Below are 22,225 nucleotides of genomic sequence, written 5' to 3' on the forward strand. Positions count from 1 at the left end.
CGGCAAAGTTTGTGTTTGGGGGACACCGCATCATGCGGTGTCCCTTTTTATTTTATAGCGGCCTATTCTTTCCTGTACGTTCCCACGATTTAAGGAGTCACCATGCAAGCGGCAATCGTAACAGCGCTGGGGCAAGCCCCGGTTTTCGGCACTTTTGAGGAGCCCCAGGCGCAGGCGAATGAAGTGCCGATCGACGTTCTGGCGGCCGGCATCAAACAGCTGGATCGCGCCACCGTCGCCGGCACCCACTATTCCAGCCCGAAGCAATTGCCAATTGTGCCCGGTACCGACGGCGTGGGCCGTACGGCGGACGGAAAACGGGTGTACTTTGCCTCCTTCCGCCGTCCTTACGGTGCGATGGCTGAGCGCAGCGTCGCGTCATGGACGGTGCCGGTACCGGAGGCGGTGGATGACGCCACGGCGGCAGCGCTGATCAATCCGGCCTTCGCCGCCTGGCTGCCGTTGCGCTGGCGAGCGGATCTGCAGCCCGGTGAAACGGTGCTGATCATCGGTGCCACCGGCACCTCAGGCAAACTGGCGGTTGCCGCGGCGCGTCAGGCAGGGGCTGGGCGTATCGTTGCCGCCGGCCGTCGGCTGAGCGTGCTGGAGGCATTGGGCGTGGATGCCACGGTGGATCTGAGCCTGCACGGCGAGGCGCTGACGCAGGCCTTCGCGGCAGCGGCGGGGCCGGGCGGTTATCAGGTGATCGTCGATTACATCTGGGGGCCGGCGACCGAAGCGCTGCTCGCAACGCTCAATAATCACGATCTCTCGTCTTACGCCGGCGGACGCGGCATTCGCCTGGTCAACGTCGGTTCGATGGCCGCGCCGGACATCCGGCTGCCGGCGGCGGTGCTGCGCAGCAACCAGCTGCAGATCCTCGGCAGCGGCACCGGCAACTTCCCGCCGATCCCGGAGATGCAGCGCTACGCGGCCGAGATTTTGGCGCTGGCGGCGACCGGAGCGCTCACTATCGAGACGCAGGAGCACGCGTTGGCGGAGATCGCCGAGGTGTGGGATCTGAACAAGAAAAGCGACGTGCGTTCGGTGATGCGCATCGCCCGTTAACCCCGGCCGCTAGCGGCACGGGCAGACCAGATGAATGTCTTCCGGCTCACGGGCGAACAATTCGGTATCCGGTTGTTCGATGAGCCGGCAACCCTGCGCCAGATAGAAGTCTACGGTGCTTTTGTTGGGAATGGAGGAGACATACAGCCCGGCGGCGCCGTCTTGCGCCGCCTGACGCAGGCAGAGCTGGAACAGCTGCCTGCCTAACCCCTGGCCGCGTTTGTGCGCGCTGACGTAAAAGAACAGCAGCTGGCGCAGATCCCGCTGTGGGCCGCGCGGTTCGGTGTCCAGCGCCGCCGCCGCCACGATCTCCTCGCCTTCGAACAGCGCGAAGAATGTCCCGCCGCGATCGAAGCAGGCTTCGTGGATCGGCGTATAGGTTTCCCGATCGTGCGGATCCCAGCCGCGCACGTCGTAGTAGTCCGGGTAGGCTTGCAGCTTGCCGTCCTGCAGGCGATACAGAGTGTCGATAATTTCGCTGCGGTCGATATCCCATAGCCGGTCGAGTTGCTGCCGTTGCAGCAGAACAGGGGCGATCATGGTCGTTGTTAACTCTCAGTCTGTGGCCGGTAACTTTCCGGCAAATCGATGATGAAGCCGATGCCGCGATCGTCAAGGCCTTCGGTGACGCGCAGCTGCGCGCCGATTTTGTCGGCCAGGTTTCGGGCGATGGCCAAGCCGAGCCCGCTGCCGGTTTGCTGCGTACCGGGCACGCGGTAAAAGCGCTCAAACAGGCGGGAACGGTGTTCTTCGCTCACTCCCGGGCCGTTGTCGCGCAACGTAATATAGCAGCCGAGCGGCGCCAGCGAGCGGATATTGGCTTCGATACGGCTGCCGGGGGGCGCGTACTTGAGCGCATTGTCCAGCAGGTTGGTGAAGATGGCGATCAGCGCATGGCGATCGGTACTCACCACCACGTCCTCGCTGCCGTCGAGCGAGAGTTCCACATCCTTTTCCAGCGCATAGGGGACGTGCTGCGCGATGCATTTGCCGATCTCTGCGTAGATGTCCACCGCCTCAATTTTCAGTGGAAAATCTTCCGCCTCCAGCTTGGCCAGGTTGATCAGCTGGCGCGACAGCGATGCCGCGCGATCTAGCCCTTGCTGCATGTCGCCGATGATCTCCCGGCGCTCCTGCTGCTCGCCGACCTGGGTCAGCAGGTGCAGCTGTGCCAGCACGGCGGCGATCGGCGTGCGCAGCTCGTGCGCCGCATCGGCCATAAAGCGCTTCTCGCGCTGATTGGCGGCGTCGATGCGCGCCATCAGCTTGTTGACCTCCACCACCACCGGCCGGATTTCCTGATACTGCTCGCTGACGTTGATCGGCGACAGGTTGCCAGGCTGGCGATCGGAGATGGTGCGGGCGATCTGGCGCAGCGGCCGCAGGCTGAAATAGGCGGTGAACAGCAAGGTAACGATGATGGCTGCCAGAATGCCCAGCAGCGGTACGGCGGTGCTCTCCGCCGGGTTGCCGAACAGCGTGGTGCGATCGTTGAACGATTCGCCGACGATCACCCGGTACTGGTGCTTTTCGCTCCAGCTGCCGGCGAGATGCCAGTTGGCACCGGCGTAATTGACGGAGCCGGACAGCACCGAAGGCGGCAGGCGCAGCGGTTCTCCCTGCGTTTGCGAACTGTAAAGCACCCGGCTGTCCCGATCGTAAACCACAAACAGCGGGTGATAGTCGATTTCATCCTGCATGCCGTTATTGATGGAATCAATGTACATGCCTTCAATGGTCTTGATGATGCCGCGGTAATCGATATTGTCAGTGCCGGTTTCGTCGAGAATATTGGCGATGCCTGCAGCGACGATGCGTTGCTGGTTATCGAAATATTTCTCCATGTCGGGGTAATACCAATATTTCACCCAGGCGACGAGGATCCCCCACAATAATAAAATGGCCAGCACCTGAAAAATAATGGTACGCATAAAGAAGGATTTGAAACCGATCATTCCGCTACTCTTTCTTCAGCAAATAGCCAATGCCGCGTACGGTAATCACTCTTTCTTTACCGATTTTGCGCCGTAAATTATGCATGTGCACTTCCAGCGAGTTACTTTCCACGCTGTCGCCGTGGCCGAACAGCCGCTGTTCCAACACCGCTTTGCGCACCACGGTGCCGGCGCAGCGCATCAGTTCGTGCAGCAGGTGATACTCTTTTTTCGACAGCATCAGCAGTTCGTTATCCAGCATGACCTGATGGTTGACCGGATCGAGATACAGCGCGCCGAGGCTCCAGGTTTGAGAAGCGAAGCCCGCCATGCGCCGGTTAACCGCTTTGACGCGCGAGATGAGTTCGGGCAGCGCAAAGGGTTTGGCCAGAAAGTCGTCCGCGCCGGAGTCGAGGCTGTTCACCAAGCTTTCAATGCGGTCGCGAGCGGTCAGGATGATGATCGGAATATTTTGCCCGGCGGCGCGCCAGGCGATCAGCTTCTGCAAACCGTCGCCGTCCGGCAGCGTGAGATCCAACAGCATCAAATCGAACCCGCCGGGTGAAAGTTTATTTTCCGCGTCGGTGAGCAGGCGCACCCAGCACAAATTAAAGCCGGCCAGCTCCAATGCGCGGCACAGCGCCTTGCCTAATTGCAGGTCGTCTTCCACCAACAGTATGTTCACGTTATTTCCGCTGAGAGCCTTGAGTCGCGCTTATCTAACTATAACGCTGACGGGAAGACAACGGGGAAAACCGCTCTGCCTGCGCGTTCTTAAGCAAACCTTAATCTGACTTTAATCTCGCGTTAAGGGAGCGGGGGGGAATTTCAGTTATTTTGCTGCCATTCGAAATTATGGCTGGGGGAGCAAAACATGCAGACTGAAGGTTTCCCGAACGCGGGCGCCTCGCGGCGGCTGATGTATGTAGGCGTGGCGACGCTGCTCGTTCTGTTGCTGTTGTCTTTTCGCGGCGATGCGCAGAGCCATAGCCACGGCGGCCATCATGCTTCCGCTTTGCAGCGGGTGCATCAGGCGGCGGCGACGGATGCTTACGGCTGCGCCAAGTCGCGCATTAAAAAGCAGCTGCGCCGCCTGGCTCAGCTTTGAAGCGGTTTTTAGGGAGCCGTTCTATACTCTGACGGGCATACGGGGCGCCTGCGCGCAGGCCGCTGTGTTGATATCGCTAACCAGAGAAAAAACAGTATGACGAAAGTGGCATTGGTGACCGGCGCAAGCCGGGGGATTGGCCGCGCGACCGCCTTGCTGCTGGCCCGGCAGGGCTATGCGGTGGGTGTGAATTACCTGCGTGACGAAAATGCGGCGCGCCAAGTGGTGGCGGAGATCGAGGCGCAGGGCGGTAAGGCGCTGGCGCTGCAGGCCGATGTGGCCGATGAAGCGCAGGTGATGGCGATGTTCAGGGCGCTGGATGCCGGGCTGGGCACGCTCAGCGCGCTGGTCAACAACGCCGGCATTCTGTTCCAGCAGGCGAACATTGAACAGTTGACCGCCGAGCGCATCAATCAGGTGCTCGGCACCAACGTCACCGGTTACTTCCTGTGTTGCCGCGAGGCGGTGAAACGCATGGCGCAGCGTCATGGCGGGCAGGGCGGCGCTATCGTCAATGTGTCTTCCGCCGCGTCCCGGTTGGGGGCCGCGGGGGAATACGTCGATTACGCCGCCTCGAAAGGCGCCGTCGATACCCTGACCATCGGGTTATCGCGCGAGGTGGCGGCGCAGGGCATCCGCGTCAACGGCGTACGGCCCGGATTCATCTATACCGAGATGCACGCCAGCGGCGGCGAGCCCGGCCGAGTGGATCGCGTGAAGGACAGTTTACCGATGCAGCGCGGCGGGCAGCCGCAGGAAGTGGCGGAGGCGATCGCTTGGCTGCTGTCTGACGCTGCGTCTTACGTGACCGGTACTTTTATCGAGGCAGCAGGCGGGCGTTGAATGCATGAGGGGGTTTTGACATCCCGTCGTGCGGAGTGTATTTTGATTAAATAACAATCAAAATGTAGTTACAAAAATGTATGTTTATTTTGAATGGAATCAGGATAAAAATCACAGCAACCAGCGTAAACACCGTGTCAGTTTTGAGATAGCGCAACGGGTTTTTCTGGATCCCAACCATTTGGCTGTGCTGGAAAGGATCGAGGATGGAGAAGAACGTTGGCAAACGATCGGTATGGTCGGATCCTGTTTGCTGTTGCTGGTGGCACATACGACGATCGAAACGGATGTCGAAGGCGATACCGTCGAGATCGTGCGTATCATTTCAGCACGCAAGGCCGATGCCAAAGAGAGGGGAAGATATGAAGCGCAAAAATTCCGCCAAAAATCTGGCCCATAGCGTACTCCCGCCGTTGACGGAGGAGCAGAAAGCGCAAATTGCTTCACTGAATGCGTTGCCGGACGAGGACATCGATTATGCCGATGCGCCGGCGCTGGGGGAAGAAACGTGGCAGACTGCGGTTCAGGGGCGTTTTTATAAGCCGATGAAAGTATCAAAAACCATCCGAATCGATGCGGATGTGTTGGCTTGGCTTCAGCGGCCAGGCAAAGGCTATCAGAAACGCCTGAACGCCGTGTTGCGTGAGGCGATGTTGAAAGAGCATGAGCACGAAGAATAATGTGTGTCAGGCGGCTAACGATCCGGTGAGATTCTCACCGGATTTTTTTGCTGTTTTTTAAGGCAACGCCTACCAACGTCGGCCACCTCTCGATGGAGCTCGATCAAAACTATAAAAACGGTCATTCCGCGGAGCGTGAAATGTGACCGTTTACCGTTTATCTCCTGCTCATCGGCAGAACAGGGTCATCATAACTATTCCCGGTAATATCCTGCGCCGCGGGGTTACCCGTCGTGCAGCAGCGCAGTGCGGAATGACAGGATATGCGCCTGCGCGGCCTCGGCGGCGGCGGCGCTGTCTTGTGCGGCCAGCGCGGCGATAATTGCCCGGTGTTCGTCGATCACTTCGCGCATATGCCCTTCCCGCGACAGGGTGCTGGCCCAAAAACGCTGCGCCCTGGCGTGCAGTACACTCAGGATATCCGCCAGCATGTTATTGCCGGCGATCTGCGCCAGTTCCTGGTGAAATTCATGATCGAGTGTCATCATGCGCACCCTATCTCGCTCCTGGCTCGCGGCTTCGATTTGCCGATTGAGTTCGGTCAGCGTTGCTATCTGCCTCTCGGTAATCTTCTGGCTTGCCAGCCGCATACACAGCATCTCGTTAGCCAGCCTTACTTCGATCAATTCCAACGCATCGTCCATCGACAACGGTGAAACCATCACGCCCTTGCGCGGGATGACCTGCAATAACCCCTCGTTGGCCAAGCGGTGGATTGCCTGATTGATCGGCGTTCTCCCCATATCCAGGTCGTTCATCACCTGCGCGGTATTGAGATATTCGCCCGGCTTGTAGCTGAGTGTGACCAGCGCCTGTTTGAAACGCCGGTAGGCCAGCTCGTTCAGTGACACGCCGGCTTCTTCCGTCATCGGGCGCTGCGGGCTTTCTGCGTCAACAGTCTTCACGTTTTGCTCCTGCAAGAAGAAAGTTTTTAGACATAGTACACAAAAACATGGCATGGAAATCGCTTATTTGGTAACTAAAGATATAGTGAAATTTCACAGTGTTTTAACAAAAGGGGCGAAACTGCCATGAGACTGACCTTCACTTTACCTGAATCCTGCGGCGCGGCGACGTTGAATGTTGAGATTGATCATCTGGTGATCGCCGGTTGGACCGGACGCGATCGCGAGGCGATCTTGCACCATATTCGTGAATTGGCCGAGCTGGGCGTGCCCCAGCCCAGTGCAATCCCCCTGTTTTACCGCGTTGCCGCCAATCAGTTGAGCCAGCAAGAGACCATTGAAGTCATTGGCAACGCGACGTCCGGCGAAGTGGAACCGCTGATTTTTGCCCACCGCGGCGAACTGTTCGTGTCATTGGCGTCCGATCACACCGATCGTCAACTCGAAGCGCACAGCGTGGCGCTGTCGAAACAGATTTGCGTTAAACCGGTGGCGCGAGCCGCCTGGCCGCTCCAGGAGGTGTTGGAACATTGGGACAGTTTGATCTTGCGTTCGTGGATCAGGGAAGAGGGCGAATGGCGATTGTATCAACAGGGCTGCCTTGCCGCGTTGCGTACGCCCGGTGATTTGCTGGAACGTTACTTCACCGGTATGCAGCCGCCGGAGTGCGGGCTGGCGCAGCCGCAAACGCCCGACGGGTTGGCGATGACTTGCGGCACGGTGGCGGCGATCGGCGGCATTCGACCGGCTGGCGAGTTTCGCATGGAACTGGTGGACGACGTGCTCGGGCGAACCATCAGTCATCGCTACCGCAGCATCGAACTGCCGGTGGTGGCGTAATGAAAAAGCTGACTTTGATGCAGGCCACCGCCGGGCTGGCTAGCGGTGAGTTCACCGCAGTGCAACTCACCACCGCCGCTTTGGCGCAGATCGTCGATGAGCGGGGAGAGGGGGGGCGCGCGTTTACGCGAACATACACCGAGTGGGCGCAACGGCAAGCGCAGGCCTCCGATCGGCGACGCGCCGCCGGCTCGCCTCTGTCGGCGCTGGATGGCGTGCCGATCTCGGTCAAGGATCTGTTTGACGTGGCCGGTGAGGTGACCACGGCCGGTTCGCGCGTATTAGCGGACGCGCCAGCCGCTGAAAAACACGCTGCGGTAGTGGAACGGCTGTTGCAAGCCGGCGCGGTGGTGGTTGGCAAAACGACGATGACGGAGTTCGCCTATTCCGGTTTGGGCATCAATCCGCATTACGGGACGCCGGCCAATCCTTGGGAGCGCCAGGCGGCGCGCATTCCCGGCGGCTCCTCTTCCGGTGCGGCGGTGGCGGTGGCCGACGGCATGTGCCTGGGCGCGATTGGCAGCGATACCGGCGGGTCGGTACGCATTCCCGCCGCGCTGTGCGGGTTGACCGGTTATAAACCCACTGCACGGCGCATCAATGACGCTGGCTTACTGCCGCTGTCGCCTTCGCTGGATTCGATCGGCGTGATCGCTCATGACGTCGCCAGCTGTATTGCGCTGGATGCACTGATTGCCGACTGTCCGCTGCGGGTGCCGCAAAAAACGTTGGCGCAGGCGCATTTTGCCGTGCCGCAAGCGGTGGTGCTGGATGAACTGCAGCCGGAAGTTGCCGGGGCGTTCCAGCGCAGCCTGCAATGCCTGAGTCAGGCAGGCGCACGTATTGAATTGATCCCCGCCACGGCGTTCGCCGAGCTGGCGGCGATCAATGCCGATGGAGGTTTCACCGCGCTGGAGTCCTGGCGCTGGCATCAAGCGTTGATCGCTGAACGGGCCGATGGCTATGACCCAAGGGTGCTGTCGCGCATTCGCCGCGGTGCATCCTTGGGCGATGCTGAGCTGCAGCTGTTGCAGCGACAACGTGCCGACTGGCAGCGGCGAGTTACGGCGGCGCTGCAGAGTTTTGACGCTTTGCTGATGCCGACCGTGCCGCTGATTGCGCCAACTATCGGCGAGCTGGCGGCGGATGATGCCTACTTCCATTGCAACGGACTGATGCTGCGCAATCCCGCGATCATCAATTTCCTCGACGGTTGCGCGTTGTCCTTGCCTTGCCAACAGCCAGGGGAGGCGCCGGTCGGACTGATGCTGGCTGGGTTGCCGATGCGTGATGAGGCGTTGTTGGGGTGGGCGCTGGCGATCGAGCGCTGCCTCGCCGACGCGTGATTTTCCGGTGGGCGCAGGCCTGCCTTTTGAGATGACCAGGAGAATATTCATGAACGATTCCCAGAACGGAATGCTGTTTGTCGCGACGGATGTCGCCACGCAGGATGATGCGGATTTCAATCGCTGGTATGACCGCGAACATGTGGAGGAGCGAGTGCGGGTGCCCGGCTTTTTATCCGGCACACGCTATCGGGCATTGCAGGGGGGGCGTCAATATTTGGGGTTGTATAAAACCGAATCGTTGGCCAGTTTTACCTCCGAAGCCTATCGCGCCGCGTTTCAACACCAAACGCCATGGTCGGTGGCGAGCCTGGAGAAAATGCGAGATCCAATGCGCAGAGTGTGTGCGGTGGAGGCGGTCACTGGCCAAGGGTGCGGCAGTCATCTCTGTATCTTCGTGCTGCCTTCGGCGGCATCGGAAGCGCTGCATGCCCGCATCTTGCAACTGGGCGCGCAGCTGGCTGAACAGCCTGGATTCGTGCGCAGCAGCCTGTTGACGCCGGATGCCGAACTCAGTTCCCCGCTGCCGAAAGAATCGCGAGAAAACCGCCGAATGTTGCCGATGCTATTGATCGAAAGCAGCGACGCCGAAGCCGGCCTGCGTTTAAGCGAGCAGGTCGCTGAAGCGCTGAACATGCCCGCCGCCGATGCCTGGCATTATGCCCTTGGCTGGCAACTGACTGCACAGGAGCTGACATCATGAATGCATACACCACTGAAACGGCACAGGTTGCCGCACCGGCCGCAGAAAGTGCCGCCGCAACGCCCAATACCGGCAAACTTGCGGCGGCCAGCTCGATCGGTACGGCGCTGGAATGGTACGATTTCACCGTCTACAACATCATGGCCGCGTTGATTTTCAACCATGTATTCTTCCCATCGTTCGATCCACTGGTGGGCACGATTCTGGCTTTCTCCACTTACGCGGTGGGCTATGTTTCCCGGCCGATCGGTGGCATCTTATTCGGCCACCTTGGCGATGTGTTGGGACGGCGCTTTGTACTGGTCACCACGCTGGTGATCATGGGCGTGACCACGGCGTTGATGGGGTTGCTGCCCGGCTACGCCAGCTGGGGGATTTGGAGCCCACTGCTGCTGGTGACGCTGCGCTTTATTCAGGGCATTGCGCTGGGCGGAGAATGGGCGGGTGCGGTACTGTTGTCGATGGAACACGGTAAGCCGCATCAGCGCGGGCGCAACGCGTCCTTTGCTCAGGTAGGGCCGTCCTGCGGTTCGTTGATCGGCACAGGCCTCATTACGCTGGTGACGTTGGCGATGTCGGCGGACGATTTTCAGCAATGGGGCTGGCGGATTCCGTTCCTGCTGAGTCTGGTGCTGGTCATCTTCGGTTTGTGGCTGCGCCGGGGTGTGGGTGAGACGCCGGCATTTTTGCAACTGGAGGCGTCGAAAGATGTTACGCAGTCGCCGGTGCGCGAAGTCTTCACGCAGCACATGCGTCCGCTGCTGATCGCCGGCGGATCGCGTATCGGCTCTGACGTGCTCTATGCGTTGGTGGTCGTGTTCACGTTGACCTACGTCACCACCGTGCTGAATCTGCCGCGCCCGCTGGCGCTGGGTGCCACCATGCTGGGGGCGATAGGCAACGCCGTCGCAGTACCGCTGTTTGGCGCGTTGTCGGATCGCTTCGGCCGTCGTCCGGTGTATATCGGCGGTGCATTGGCAGCGATAGTGTGGGCGTTTGCGTTCTTCGTCCTGCTCGACAGCAGTCAACCGGTGTTGATCTGCATGGCTGTGGTGATTGGGCTGTTGATCCATGCGGCGATGTATGGGCCACAGGCGGCATTCATCACGGAACAGTTCCCGACACGGGTGCGTTATGCCGGCTCTTCGTTAGCCTATACCTTGGCGGGGATTATCGGTGGCGGCTTTGCCCCGCTGATCATCACTTCTCTGTTTAAATCTTACGACAGCACGCTGGCGATTTCCGCCTATGTTGCGTTGGCTCTGCTTATCACACTTTGGGCGGTATGGGCGGCGCGGGAAACGGCGCATAAGCCGCTGTAAATAGAACGCCGGGCTACTTTGGGGCCGGCGCTCGGTCAAAACCACACAAACGGTCATTAACGGTCATGCTGCGGAACGTGGAATTGTGACCGTTTACCGTTTCTCTCCTGTCTGCCTCAGGCGCCCGCGCATCATAACTGTCTGTTACTCCACACTTTCGTAATTATTCATTTCATTTCCTTCCCGATTTTTTTGACAACTATCACAGCGCGATCGTTGACCGACCGCGGGGCGATGCGCTTTGCGTCTGCGCGCAAAACGCGGCGCGGCAAATCGATATCGTAATCATCGTCGTGGAGGAGAAAAGAAACATGCTGCCTGTAGAACGTCATCGCTTTATTACCGAAGTCTTGAGCCAGCGCGGCCGCGTGATGGTGCAGGAGGTGGCGCAGCTGTGCCAGATCTCTATCGAGACGGCGCGGCGTGATCTGGCCCTGCTTGAACGGCGCGGCCTGCTGCTGCGCAGCCACGGCGGCGCGGTGTTCGTCGAGCCACCGGCGGTGGAGAAAACCTATGTGCCCGCCGAGATAGACCAGGGGGAATCTTTCCGCCAGCGCAGCAACGAGGCGCCGGAGCAGAAAACGCGTATCGCCAAACGCGCGCTGGAGTTTATCTCGCCGGGGGATTGCCTGCTGCTGGACAGCAGCTCAACCAGTTGGTTTTTGGCGCGCCAGCTGCCGGATATTTCACTGGTGGTGCTGACCAACTCGCTGCACATCATCCAGACGCTGGCCTGCAAGGCCAACGTGCGCACCATCGGACTGGGGGGCGAGTATTCCGCCAAGTACGAGGATTTTATCGGCGTGCTGGCGGAGCAGATGTTGAAGGAGTTCGTGATCAACAAGCTGTTCTTCTCCTGCCACGGCATCTGCCAGGACGGCGGTATCCGCGAGAGCAACGAGCACCATGCGCGGTTGAAGCAGCAGATGCTGCTGGCGTCGGAACGCAAGTTCCTGTTGGTGGACAGCAACAAGTTCGGCCGCCGCTCGTTCGCGCGCATCTGCCACTACCGGGAAATAGACACCCTGATCACCGACAGGCTCAGCGACGACGAATTTCGTCAGGAACTGGCCTGGAACAACGTCGACGTGATTGAAGTTTCACCCGCCGCGAAAAGGGCGGCGCGATAACAACAACGAAAACCCTTTATTACAGCCAACACTTGTGGAGAGAGAACAATGAAAAAATCCGTACTGGTCGGTCTGTTTGCCTCGCTGCTGCTTTCGGTCTCCGCGCAGGCGGCGGACAAGCTGAAAATGGGCGTGGTGGTGAAGATCGGCGGCATTCCGTGGTTCAACGCCATGGAGGCCGGCATCAAAAGCGAGGGTGCCAAACGCGGCATCGATGCCTGGATGGTCGGGCCGACGGCGGCGGACCCGGCGCTGCAGGTGCGCGCCATCGAAGATCTGATCGCGCAGAAGGTGGACATCATCGGGGTGGTGCCGAACGACGCCCGGGTGCTGGAGCCGGTGCTCAAGCGCGCGCAGGAAGCGGGCATCAAGGTGATCGTGCATGAATCTCCCGGCCAAAAGTACGCCGATTGGGACTTTGAGCTGGTGGACGCCTCGCAGCACGGCGTCAACCACATGAAAGCGCTGGCCGCCTGCATGAAAGAGCAGGGCAAGTACGCGGTGTACGTCGGCAGCCTGACGGTGCCGCTGCACATCACCTGGTCTGACTCGGCGATCAACTACCAGAAGCAGCACTACCCGAACATGCAGCTGGTGGGCGACAAGTTTGGCGTGGGGGAATCGCTGGATGACAGTGTGCGTACCACCAACGATCTGATGGCCAAATATCCCGATCTGAAAGGCGTGCTGGCATTCGGTTCGCAGGGGCCGATCGGCGCCGGGCGCGCGGTGCTCAACCGCGGCAAAAGCAACGATATCTGCGTTATCGGGCCGTTCAGCCCAGGACAGGGCGCTTCGCTGGTCAATCGCGGTGCCATCAAGGGCGGCTATATCTGGAATCCGATGGTGGCCGGCGAAGTGTTCGTGCGCATCGCCGACATGATGCACAAGGGAGAAAAAATCACCGATGGCATGACCATCGAAGGCATGGGCAAGGTGCAGGTGGATGCGCAGCAGCACACCATTCTCGGCAACGCCACCGAAAGCCTGGATAAGCAAAACCTGCCGAAGCTGGTGAAAATGGGGCTGTAATCATGGCGATTTCCGGCAATACGGCAACGCAGGGCGCACCGCTGATCGCGCTGCAACAGCTGTCGATGACTTTTGGCGGGCAGCGAGCGCTGAACGATATCTCACTGGCGCTGATGCCGGGGGAGGTGCACTGCCTGGCCGGCACCAACGGCTGCGGCAAGAGCACGCTGATCAAGGCGATCGCCGGCGTGTATCAACCGGATGACGGCAGCCGCATTACCCTCGATGGGCAAACCTTCGGCCGGCTGTCGCCGGATCAGGCGCGCGCCTTCGGCATTCAGGTGATCTATCAGGATCTGTCGCTGTTTCCCAACCTGACGGTGGCGGAAAACATCGCCTTCGAGCACAACCTGCGCGGGCTGTTGAGGTGGCACCGGCCGGCGCGGCTGCGGCGTACCGCCGAGGGCCTGCTGCAGGAGCTGAGTTTTAATCTGGATCTCGACAAACGGGTGGCGGAGCTGCCGATTGCCCAACGCCAGCAGGTGGCGATCTGCCGCGCGCTGGTGGCGGAAGCGCGGCTGGTGATCATGGATGAGCCGACCGCCTCGCTGACCCGCACCGAGGTCAATCAGCTGCTGCGTACGGTGAATTACTTGAAAGCGAAAGGCATCTGCGTGGTGTTCGTCAGCCACCGGCTGGACGAGGTGCTGGAGATCTCGGATCGCGTCACGGTGATCCGCGACGGCAACAAGATCGGCACCTGGCCGGCGGCGGCGGTCACCGGCGATCGCCTGACCGAGCTGATGACCGGCTTGAAGCTGGATTATCGCCTGAAGTCACCGAGCATGAATAAGGATCGGGTGATGCTGGAGGCGGATCGTCTCAGCCGCGCCGGGCAGTATCAGGACGTGAGCTTCCGGCTGCATCAGGGCGAGGTGCTCGGGCTGTGCGGATTGCTCGGCTCCGGGCGCACCGAGCTGGCGCTGAGCCTGTTCGGCATGACCCGCCCGGACAGCGGCAAGCTTTATCTCGACAGCAAACCGGTGCGCTTTCGCGGCCATGAGGACGCCATCAAGGCCGGCATCGGCTACGTCTCGGAGGATCGCCTGACGCTGGGGCTGGTGCAACAACAGTCGGTGGCGGACAACGCGGTGCTGACCATTCTCGATAAGCTGCGCGGGCGTTTTCGCCTGATCGACGACTACCGCAAGAATCGCATCGTCGCAGAGTGGATCGCCAAACTCGGCGTGCGGGTGGCGGATCCGGAGCAGGCGGTTTCGACGCTGTCCGGCGGCAATCAGCAAAAGATCGTGCTGGCCAAGTGGGTGCTGACCCAGCCGCGGATCCTGATCCTCGACTCGCCAACCGTTGGCGTCGACGTTGGCGCCAAGGCCAGCATCTACCAACTGATCCATCTGCTGGCGCAGGAAGGGATCGCCATTCTGCTGATCTCCGATGAAGTGCCGGAGGTGTATTACAACTGCGATCGGGTGTTGCACTTCAGCGGCGGCAGCGTGATCGGTGAATACCTGCCGGGGCAGGTGGGCCAGCAGCAGCTGGCGGAGGCGGTCAATGCGTAGATTCAGTCTGAAACCGCGCGGCAACGAAGGCTATCTGGCCTGGGTACTGCTGCTGACGGTCATCGTCTTTTCGCTGCTCAGCGATCGGTTTTTGACGGTGCAGAACCTGCTCGATCTTAGTGAAAGCTACGCGGTGAGCGGCATTTTCGCCCTCGGCCTGTTCGTGGTGCTGGTGACCGGCGGCATCGATATCTCCTTCGCCGCAGTCGCCTCGGTGGTGCAGTACCTGATCGCCACGCTGGCGACGCATTACGGCCTGGCCAGCCCGGCGGGCAGCATTCTGCTGGCGTTGGCGATCGGCGCCACGCTGGGCATGGTCAACGCGCTGCTGATCTACTGCCTGCGTATCGTCTCGATCATCGTCACCATCAGCATGCAGGCGTTCTTGTTCGGCATGCTGATGTGGCTGACCAACGGCCGCAGTGTGTACGCCTTGCCGGACTGGTGGACGTTGCCGCGCAGCGTGCTGCCGTTCCAAGTGGGTGAGCAGAGCTATCAGCTCGGTTTGCCGACGCTGGTGATGCTGGCGGTGGCGCTGCTGACCTGGCTGCTGTTGAACAAAACGCACCTCGGGCGCCAGCTGTTTGCCGTCGGTGGCGATGCGGAATCGGCGCGGCGCATCGGCATCCGCGTCGGCCTGCTGCATCTGTTCGCCTATGGCTATCTGGGCGCGATGGCGGCGATCGGCGGCCTGGTACAGGTGTACCGCATGGGGGAGGTGGTGCCCAATGCGCTGGTGGGCGGTGAGCTCGATGTACTGGCGGCGGCGGTGCTGGGTGGCGCCAGCCTCAACGGCGGCAAGGGCAGCGTGATCGGCACGCTGATGGGCGTATTCCTGATCGGCGTGCTGAAAAACGGCCTCAACCTGATCGGCGTGTCCAGCTACTTCATGAACGTGGTGATCGGTCTGGTGATCGTCGCGGCGATCACCGTCACTCACTACAAGAAGCGCAAAGAAACCGACGTCGGTTTCGCCTGAGGAGCACCTGATGGGCAACTACCTGAAATTTCGTCCAGACGGTACCGCCGTCGGCCTGTTGGCGCTGTTGCTGGCGGTGGTGCTGGCCTTCAGCATGCTGATGCCGGGGCGCTTCTTCAGCGGCGCCACCTTCACCAGCGTGGCGTTCCAGCTGCCGGAGCTGGGCCTGCTGACCCTGGCGATGTTCATCCCGATCCTCAGCGGCGGCCTGAACCTGTGCATTATCGCCAGCGCCAACCTGACCAGCCTGCTGATGGCCTGGCTGTTCATCAGCTATCTGCCGGCGGACGCCGGGCTGGGATTGCAGACGGTGTGGCTGGTGTTGGCGCTGGTGGCGGCGATGCTGCTGGCCGGGCTTATCGGCGCGGCGACCGGCGCATTGGTGGCGTACGTCGGCGCGCATCCGATTCTGGTGACGCTGGCGACCATGACCACGGTCAACGGCATCGGCATCTACCTGACGCGCGGCGCGGCCCTGAGCGGCATGCCGGATATCGTGCGGTTTATCGGCGCTGAGAGCGTGCTGGGCGTGCCGGTACCGCTGTGGATCTTCCTGGCGGTCGCCGCGTTGCTGGCGCTGTTCTTGCAGAAAACCCGGCTCGGCAAATGCATCTACATGAGCGGCAGCAACATCAACGCTACCCACTTCAGCGGCGTGAATACCCATCGAGTACTGATCGCCATTTACACCCTCTCCAGCCTGCTGTGCGTCATTGCCGGGCTGGTGATGATGGCGCGCTTCAACTCGGCGCGCATGGGCTACGGCGACTCTTACCTGCTGCTGACGGTGCTGGCGATCATTCTGGGTGGCACCGATCCATTCGGCGGTTTTGGTCGGGTCAGCGGCGTGGTATTGGCGCTGATCGTGCTGCAGGTGATCGCGACCGGTTTGAACCTGATGAACGTCAGCCCGCATTTCAGTCTGGCGATGTGGGGCGCGGTGCTGATCGCGGTGCTGGCGATGAAGTTTTTCCGGCATCGCTATCGGCAGCGGCGGGCGATGCGCCGCAGCGCGGCCCAGGCCAGAACCGCGGCGGGCCACTGATCCCTTTTCCCTTTTGCGCAGGATAACGCTAATGAAATACCAGATTTCACCTTCACTGATGTGCATGAACCTGATGGATATCCGCCAGCAATTGGCGGTGCTGAATCGCCGCGCCGATATGCTGCATATCGACATCATGGACGGGCACTACGTTAAAAACATCACGCTGTCGCCGTTCTTTATCGAACAGATCCGCCCGCACACCTCGTTGTTGCTGGATGTGCATTTGATGGTGGAGAACCCGACCGATTTCATCGACCCGATCGCCCGCGCCGGGGCGGATTTTATCTGCCCGCACGCCGAAACCATCAACCGCGACGCGTTTCGGGTGATCAATCAAATCCGCGCGCTGGGCAAAAAAGTGGGGGTGGTGCTGAACCCGGCCACGCCGGTGGAGTTTATCCGCCACTACCTTCACCTGCTGGACAAGGTCACCGTGATGACCGTCGATCCGGGCTATGCCGGGCAACCGTTCATTCCCGAAATGCTGGAAAAGATCCGCCAGTTGCGCGATCTGAAACGCCAGCAAAATCTGCGCTATCTGATCGAGATCGACGGATCCTGCAATCAGCGGACCTACCGCGATCTGATGGGCGCCGGCGCGGAGGTGTTGATCGTCGGCAGCTCCGGGTTGTTCAACCTCGATCCGGATCTGGAGACGGCATGGGAAAAAATGCTGGATCAAATGCGGCAGGCGGCCTGAGGCGGGGGACATGATGCGGCATTTTCTTGGCGTTGACGTCGGCGGCACCAATACCCGCCTGTTGTTGATGAATGATGACGGCGAGTTCAGCGGGTACCGCAAGATAGCGACCGCCGACTGGGCGCAGCAGGCCGATCCGCTGGCGGCGTTGGGCCGCCTGATCGCCGGGCATTGCGAGGATCGTCAGGTGGCGCAGGTGATGCTGGGGCTGCCGGGGATCCTCAGTCGCGATCGCTCGCGGGTGCTGTCGCTGCCGTTTATTCCGGCGCTGGACGCCCAGCCGGTGGCGGTGCTGTTGGCCGATTTGTTGGCGTTGCCGGTGCGAATGGACAAGGACGTCAACCATCTGCTGTGGTGGGATTTGCAGCAGCTGCCGGCGCTGCCGCAGGTGGCGGTGGGGCTGTATCTGGGCACCGGCATGGGCAACAGCCTGTGGCTGAACGGCGACTTTTATCACGGGGCGCACGGCGCCGCCGGCGAGCTGGGTCACATTCCCTGGCCCGGCCATCAGGGCGAGTGCCCGTGCGGTAAACGGGGCTGCGTCGAGAGCCTGACTTCCGGCCATTGGCTGACCGGCTGGGCGCGCGCCAACGCGGCACAAACGCCGTTCGACCGGCTGTTTGAGCGCCACGGCGATCATCCGGATCTGCGGCGCTTCGTCGAACGATTGGCGCAGACCATCGCCATCGAAATGAACGTGCTCGATCCCCAGCGGCTGATCCTGGGCGGCGGCGTGATCGCCATGAGCGGTTTCCCGTTGGCGCACCTTGAGCAAGAGATCCGCCGCCATTTACGCGGGCCGCAGCCGGCGCAGGGGCTGGCGATCTCCGTCAGCCGCCTGACCGATGAAACCGGCTGCAAAGGCGCCTGCCTGGCCGCCCGGCGCCACCTCCAATTGAGCAGGGAGTACCCGCAATGAAAGGCAAAGTCTGCGTGTTCGGTTCGTTCAACCTAGATATCGTCGCCGGCATGGCGCGCTTTCCGCAGCCCGGTGAATCGCTGATCGCCCGCAACAGCATGATGGGCGCGGGCGGTAAGGGTGCCAACCAGGCCACCGCCGCGCTGCGCGCCGGGGCGCGGGTGCATTATATCGGCAAGGTGGGGCGCGACGACTTCGGCACCTTCGCCCGGCGCCACCTCGCCGCCGCCGGTTTCGATGCGGTGACGCTGTTTTCGACCGGCGATTGCCCGACCGGCAATGCGCTTATCTATGTTGCCGGCGAGGAGGCGGAGAATATGATCGCCGTCGATCCCGGCGCCAACCTGACGGTCAGCGAAGACGAGGTGCACCAGTGCCGCCCGGCGATCGCCGCGGCGGATATTCTGTTGACCCAGTTGGAGAACAACCTGCCGGCGATTGAGCAGGTGATCGCCATCGCCCGCGAAGCGCAAACGTTCATCATACTCAATCCGGCGCCGTTTCAGCCGGTGCCGGACAGCCTGTTGGCTCAGGTCGATCTGCTGACGCCCAACGCCACCGAGTGCACGTTGCTGACCGGCGTGCCGGTGCGCGATGTGGCTTCGGCGCGCCAGGCGGCGCAGGTGTTGCACGCTAAGGGCATTCGTTTGCTGATCGTGACGTTGGGCACGCAGGGGGCGTTGTTCTCGGACGGGGAAAACAGCGAGCTGATCCCGGCGTTTCCGGCGCAGCCGAAAGACACCACCGGCGCGGGCGATGCGTTTAACGGCGCCCTGGCGGCGCAGCTGGCAAATCAGGTGCCGTTAGCCGATGCGGTGCGCTTTGCCGCCGCCTACGCATCGGTCTGCGTGGAACGGGCCGGGGCGGCGGGATCGATGCCGAGCTATGAGGAGGCGTTGGAACGCCAGCAGGCGTTCGCTTGACGAAGACGGGCTGCGGCCAAGAAGCGGCAGCCCGGTCCCTTACTTCAACCAGCCTTTGCGCTGCGCATCCCGCAGGTGTTGCTCCATATGGTGCCACAGCTCGGGGTGTACGTCGGCGATCGATGCATTGCGCGCCAGCACCTGCTCCAGGCTGATGTTGTTTTCCACCCAGCTCTGGCCTTCATTGTGCAGGTTCATCAGCATCGGCATGGTGCGATCCAGCAGCAGAGCGAAGCGTGCATCGGCGCTTTCGCCATCTTCATACTCCTGCCATAAAGCGGTGAAATACTCGCGCTGAGCCTCCGGCAACATGCCGAACAGACGACGTGCCGCCGCCACTTCCTGATCGTGGATCGCTGCGCGGGCCGCCAGATCGTAGACCAGCACGTCGCCGGCGTCGATTTCTACGATGTCATGCAGCAGCGCCATCTGGATCACGCGCTGAATGTCTACGTCATCACCGGCGTAGGGCGCCAGGCTCATGGCGGCGATGGCGAAGTGCCAACTGTGTTCGGCGGAGTTTTCCTGGCGCTGGGTGCCCAGCACTTTGGTGCGGCGTTGAACACCTTTCAACTTATCGATTTCCATCAGGAATTGGATGACTTGGGTCATTGAGCCGAAATCTAACGCGGGTACAGCGGATGACATGGTGTAAACCTCAAGGTGGGTGGGTTGAAGCCTGACGATTGTAGACCACCGGGCGGGGGATTTCGATGGTTACACGCGTTCACATTTTTATTTTAGCGTACACGTGTACACTGGAATTATTCTCAGTTAAGCTGCTTTGCGTTAATTTCGAACAAAGCAGGGCATTTTGAGGGGTTGCGCGTTATGGGGAAAACGGACGTAGTGAAAGCCGGGAGCAATAAGATTGTCGCCGCGGCTTATCCGTGGGCGGAAGAGATCGCCAACAGCATCAGCCACGGCATCGGGCTGGTGTTCGGCATCGTCGGCCTGGTGTTGCTGTTGGTGCAGGCGGTGAATACCGGCGCCGATGCGACGGCCATCACCAGTTACAGCCTGTACGGCGGTAGCATGATCCTGCTGTTTCTCGCTTCCACGCTCTACCATGCGATCCCGCATCAGAAGGCCAAGCATTGGCTGAAAAAATTTGACCACTGCGCCATTTATCTCCTGATTGCCGGCACTTATACCCCGTTTTTACTCGTGGGGCTGGATTCGCCGCTGGCGAAGGGCCTGATGGCGGTAATCTGGGGATTGGCGCTGCTCGGCGTGCTGTTCAAGCTGGCCTTCGCCCACCGTTTTGAAGCCCTGTCGCTGGTGACCTACCTGACGATGGGCTGGCTGTCGCTGATCGTAATTTATCAGTTGGTTACGCGGCTGGAGGCCGGCGGCGTCACGCTGCTGGCGATCGGCGGGGTGGTCTATACCCTGGGCGTGATTTTCTACGCCTCCAAGCGCATTCGCTTTGGCCACGCCATCTGGCACGCCTTCGTGCTCGGCGGCAGCGCCTGCCATTTCATGGCGATCTACCTCTACGTCTAAGCGTTCCCGCTACGTCTGAATGCGTATTGAACTGGCGCCTCTTTTGTTTTAAAAAAGAGGCGCTTGCTTCTTTCGGGTATCCAGCAAGCCCGTTCCTTCATTTCTGAGCCCGCATACCGTTTCTTTAACCTCTGTTCAGGACTCACCAAGATGATCGTTCGCTTATCCAAAGCGCTGCTGGTCTGCGCTATCGCCTTGTTCGCTTCGCTGGTCGCCTTCGGCAACATCACCGACTACGGTTCCAACTTCGCCTTCGTGCGCCACGTCTTTATGATGGACACGATTTTCCCCGACGCCACCATCGGATACCGCTCGATACAGACGCCGTGGCTGCATCACGCCGGTTATATTTTCATCATCGCGCTGGAAAGCCTGACCGCGCTGCTGTGCTGGATCGGCGGCCTGCGTTTGTTGGGCGGCCTGAAACTGCCTGCGCACGCCTTTAACGGTCGGAAAAAGCTGGCGGTAGTGGGGCTGACGCTGGGCTTTCTCACCTGGCAGGTCGGCTTTATGTCGATTGGGGGCGAGTGGTTTGGCATGTGGATGTCGAAGCAGTGGAACGGCGTGCCGGATGCGTTTCGCTTCTTCGTCACCATCATTCTGGTGCTGATTTATCTGGTGCAGCGCGACGGGGAATTGGACGAGTAATGAAGATGGCCGCAGGCAGGGCGCCTGCGGCCGACGGATTATTTCTCTTCGGCCAGCGAGTAGGGCAACGGTTTGATCGCCAGTTGGCTGGCGGCATCGTCGCGCACCCGCAGCTGGCTGTCGGCATCCAAATCGTTGTTCATCACCACCTGTACCCACAGCGTGCCGTCGGCCAGTTGGCTCGACGCCAATACGGTGCCGGTGCGGCGCCAGTTTTCACCCAGTTGGAGCTCCAGATCTTCCGCCGCCTGCGGGGCGCGGGCCGCTTTACCTTCCAGCCAGTAGAGCGCCCGCTTGTTGGCACCGCGGAATTTGGCGCGCGCCACCATCTCCTGACCGGTATAGCAGCCCTTGCTGAAGCTGATGCCTTCCAGCGCCTGCAGGTTGGTAGCCTGCGGGATCAGCTGTGCGCTGTTGGCAGCGTCGATAACCGGATAACCGGCTTCGATCTCCAGCGCCAGCCATTGGCTGCTGTCATTCAGCTCTGCCTGGTCATGCAGCTTGCCGATCAGCTGTTCGGCCACGGCGGGGCGGGTCACCAGCAGAAAACGTTCCGCCGGCGTAGCGAAGTGCAGAATCGTGGTCTCGCCGTCCTGCACCACCGGGTGCTCGGCGTCCGGCAACGTGGCGAACAGGCCCGTCAGCGCGGCGCGCGCCTGGAAACCGGCGACGCCCAGCAACACCGCGTCATTATCGGCGGCGATAGTGACTTTGGAGAACACCGCGTATTTTTTGATTTCAGCCAGCTGGCTGTCCAGCACGCTGCGGCGTTCCAGATAGGCGAAGCCTTCGCCACGGTGGAACAGACGCAGGTTGCTCCACATTTTGCCCTTGGCGTCACAGTGGGCGCACAGCACGTGCTGATCGGCCGCCAGCGCGTCGATGTCCGCCGTCACCTGGCCCTGAAGATATTTCACTGTGTCCGGCCCGTTCAACGTCACCAGCGCCCAATCTTCCAGCGAGATCAGCGTCAGGGGGAGATGGGTGGAAGCGGAGGGCTGACGGGGTGGGAATGGAATGTTATGCGCCATAGTAAGTTCCTGCTCAACGTTTAGCTTACCTGAAGGGTAT

General features: G+C 60.8%; 25 protein-coding genes. 19 read left to right on the forward strand and 6 right to left on the reverse strand.

From position 1 onward, the window contains the following. Window positions 1-102: 102 nt before the first annotated feature. The gene (locus FOT55_RS06540; RefSeq protein WP_089181254.1) at window positions 103-1,068 is read left to right on the forward strand and encodes a quinone oxidoreductase family protein; all 966 of its coding nucleotides are present in this window, start codon (window positions 103-105) and stop codon (window positions 1,066-1,068) included. Window positions 1,069-1,077: 9 nt separating this feature from the next. On the opposite strand, the gene FOT55_RS06545 is transcribed toward FOT55_RS06540, so the two are convergent. Genes FOT55_RS06545 through FOT55_RS06555 form a run of 3 tightly spaced genes read right to left on the reverse strand, consistent with a single transcriptional unit; the run spans window position 1,078 to window position 3,687 of the window. Then, window positions 1,078-1,605, reverse strand: coding sequence for a GNAT family N-acetyltransferase (locus FOT55_RS06545; protein ID WP_025304147.1), 528 nt, complete (start codon window positions 1,603-1,605; stop codon window positions 1,078-1,080). An 11-nt stretch (window positions 1,606-1,616) separates the two neighbouring features. Further along, complete coding sequence (locus FOT55_RS06550; protein ID WP_043142639.1) at window positions 1,617-3,023, reverse strand: ATP-binding protein; 1,407 nt, start codon at window positions 3,021-3,023, stop codon at window positions 1,617-1,619. 4 nt (window positions 3,024-3,027) lie between these two features. Next, a complete protein-coding gene (locus FOT55_RS06555; protein ID WP_025304145.1) occupies window positions 3,028-3,687 on the reverse strand; it encodes a response regulator in 660 nt (219 codons plus the stop codon). Window positions 3,688-3,876: 189 nt separating this feature from the next. Here FOT55_RS06555 and FOT55_RS06560 point away from each other — a divergent pair, with 189 nt between their 5' ends. The 4 genes from FOT55_RS06560 (at window position 3,877) to FOT55_RS06575 (ending at window position 5,633) form a co-directional block, all read left to right on the forward strand. Then, entirely contained in the window at window positions 3,877-4,110 is a 234-nt protein-coding gene (locus FOT55_RS06560) for a hypothetical protein (RefSeq protein ID WP_025304144.1), read from the forward strand. 96 nt (window positions 4,111-4,206) lie between these two features. Continuing rightward, complete coding sequence (locus FOT55_RS06565) at window positions 4,207-4,953, forward strand: SDR family oxidoreductase (RefSeq protein ID WP_025304143.1); 747 nt, start codon at window positions 4,207-4,209, stop codon at window positions 4,951-4,953. 76 nt (window positions 4,954-5,029) lie between these two features. After that, window positions 5,030-5,353 (forward strand): BrnT family toxin, encoded by a 324-nt coding sequence (locus FOT55_RS06570; protein WP_071845113.1) that lies wholly within the window; start codon window positions 5,030-5,032, stop codon window positions 5,351-5,353. Further along, entirely contained in the window at window positions 5,316-5,633 is a 318-nt protein-coding gene (locus FOT55_RS06575) for a BrnA antitoxin family protein (RefSeq protein ID WP_033639455.1), read from the forward strand. The genes FOT55_RS06570 and FOT55_RS06575 overlap by 38 nt, the downstream gene beginning before the upstream one ends. Before the next feature lie 224 nt (window positions 5,634-5,857). On the opposite strand, the gene FOT55_RS06580 is transcribed toward FOT55_RS06575, so the two are convergent. Then, the gene (locus FOT55_RS06580) at window positions 5,858-6,502 is read right to left on the reverse strand and encodes a GntR family transcriptional regulator (RefSeq protein WP_169540627.1); all 645 of its coding nucleotides are present in this window, start codon (window positions 6,500-6,502) and stop codon (window positions 5,858-5,860) included. Window positions 6,503-6,664: 162 nt separating this feature from the next. On the opposite strand from FOT55_RS06580, the gene FOT55_RS06585 reads away from it, so the two are divergent. The 12 genes from FOT55_RS06585 to rbsK all read left to right on the forward strand — a co-directional run bounded on the left by FOT55_RS06585 (window position 6,665) and on the right by rbsK (window position 19,000). Continuing rightward, window positions 6,665-7,378, forward strand: coding sequence for a DUF2848 domain-containing protein (locus FOT55_RS06585; RefSeq protein WP_025304139.1), 714 nt, complete (start codon window positions 6,665-6,667; stop codon window positions 7,376-7,378). Further along, complete coding sequence (locus FOT55_RS06590; RefSeq protein ID WP_147823252.1) at window positions 7,378-8,724, forward strand: amidase; 1,347 nt, start codon at window positions 7,378-7,380, stop codon at window positions 8,722-8,724. Before FOT55_RS06585 ends, FOT55_RS06590 begins: the two co-directional genes overlap by 1 nt. A 49-nt stretch (window positions 8,725-8,773) precedes the next feature. Further along, window positions 8,774-9,427 carry a DUF4286 family protein gene (locus FOT55_RS06595; RefSeq protein WP_147823253.1) on the forward strand — a complete coding sequence of 218 codons (654 nt, stop codon included), beginning with the start codon at window positions 8,774-8,776 and terminating at the stop codon, window positions 9,425-9,427. Then, window positions 9,424-10,749: an MFS transporter gene (locus tag FOT55_RS06600; protein ID WP_043142622.1), complete on the forward strand. Its 1,326-nt coding sequence runs from the start codon at window positions 9,424-9,426 to the stop codon at window positions 10,747-10,749. Before FOT55_RS06595 ends, FOT55_RS06600 begins: the two co-directional genes overlap by 4 nt. A gap of 311 nt (window positions 10,750-11,060) precedes the next feature. After that, window positions 11,061-11,879, forward strand: a complete 819-nt coding sequence (locus tag FOT55_RS06605) for a DeoR/GlpR family DNA-binding transcription regulator (RefSeq protein WP_147823254.1) — start codon at window positions 11,061-11,063, stop codon at window positions 11,877-11,879. Window positions 11,880-11,927: 48 nt separating this feature from the next. Beyond that, the gene (locus tag FOT55_RS06610) at window positions 11,928-12,911 is read left to right on the forward strand and encodes a substrate-binding domain-containing protein (protein WP_141998910.1); all 984 of its coding nucleotides are present in this window, start codon (window positions 11,928-11,930) and stop codon (window positions 12,909-12,911) included. A 2-nt stretch (window positions 12,912-12,913) separates the two neighbouring features. Further along, on the forward strand, window positions 12,914-14,431 hold the full coding sequence (locus tag FOT55_RS06615; protein ID WP_147823255.1) for a sugar ABC transporter ATP-binding protein: 1,518 nt from the start codon (window positions 12,914-12,916) through the stop codon (window positions 14,429-14,431). Continuing rightward, window positions 14,424-15,410 carry an ABC transporter permease gene (locus FOT55_RS06620; RefSeq protein ID WP_060434989.1) on the forward strand — a complete coding sequence of 329 codons (987 nt, stop codon included), beginning with the start codon at window positions 14,424-14,426 and terminating at the stop codon, window positions 15,408-15,410. Before FOT55_RS06615 ends, FOT55_RS06620 begins: the two co-directional genes overlap by 8 nt. Window positions 15,411-15,420: 10 nt before the next feature. Continuing rightward, window positions 15,421-16,455 carry an ABC transporter permease gene (locus FOT55_RS06625; RefSeq protein WP_147823256.1) on the forward strand — a complete coding sequence of 345 codons (1,035 nt, stop codon included), beginning with the start codon at window positions 15,421-15,423 and terminating at the stop codon, window positions 16,453-16,455. 31 nt (window positions 16,456-16,486) lie between these two features. Then, the gene (gene alsE / locus FOT55_RS06630) at window positions 16,487-17,158 is read left to right on the forward strand and encodes a D-allulose 6-phosphate 3-epimerase (RefSeq protein ID WP_033639463.1); all 672 of its coding nucleotides are present in this window, start codon (window positions 16,487-16,489) and stop codon (window positions 17,156-17,158) included. A gap of 10 nt (window positions 17,159-17,168) precedes the next feature. After that, window positions 17,169-18,077 carry an allose kinase gene (gene alsK, locus FOT55_RS06635; protein WP_141998908.1) on the forward strand — a complete coding sequence of 303 codons (909 nt, stop codon included), beginning with the start codon at window positions 17,169-17,171 and terminating at the stop codon, window positions 18,075-18,077. After that, the gene (gene rbsK, locus FOT55_RS06640) at window positions 18,074-19,000 is read left to right on the forward strand and encodes a ribokinase (protein ID WP_147823257.1); all 927 of its coding nucleotides are present in this window, start codon (window positions 18,074-18,076) and stop codon (window positions 18,998-19,000) included. The genes alsK and rbsK overlap by 4 nt, the downstream gene beginning before the upstream one ends. Window positions 19,001-19,039: 39 nt before the next feature. On the opposite strand, the gene FOT55_RS06645 is transcribed toward rbsK, so the two are convergent. After that, window positions 19,040-19,648: an HD domain-containing protein gene (locus FOT55_RS06645; protein ID WP_147823258.1), complete on the reverse strand. Its 609-nt coding sequence runs from the start codon at window positions 19,646-19,648 to the stop codon at window positions 19,040-19,042. Between the two features lie 183 nt (window positions 19,649-19,831). On the opposite strand from FOT55_RS06645, the gene trhA reads away from it, so the two are divergent. Beyond that, window positions 19,832-20,506: a PAQR family membrane homeostasis protein TrhA gene (trhA, locus tag FOT55_RS06650; protein ID WP_033639467.1), complete on the forward strand. Its 675-nt coding sequence runs from the start codon at window positions 19,832-19,834 to the stop codon at window positions 20,504-20,506. A gap of 150 nt (window positions 20,507-20,656) precedes the next feature. Then, window positions 20,657-21,154, forward strand: coding sequence for a DUF2165 family protein (locus FOT55_RS06655; RefSeq protein ID WP_025304125.1), 498 nt, complete (start codon window positions 20,657-20,659; stop codon window positions 21,152-21,154). A gap of 38 nt (window positions 21,155-21,192) precedes the next feature. On the opposite strand, the gene ygfZ is transcribed toward FOT55_RS06655, so the two are convergent. Continuing rightward, the gene (gene ygfZ, locus FOT55_RS06660) at window positions 21,193-22,185 is read right to left on the reverse strand and encodes a tRNA-modifying protein YgfZ (protein WP_049208207.1); all 993 of its coding nucleotides are present in this window, start codon (window positions 22,183-22,185) and stop codon (window positions 21,193-21,195) included. Window positions 22,186-22,225: the final 40 nt, after the last annotated feature.

Source organism: Serratia bockelmannii, assembly GCF_008011855.1.
GTDB lineage: Bacteria > Pseudomonadota > Gammaproteobacteria > Enterobacterales > Enterobacteriaceae > Serratia > Serratia bockelmannii.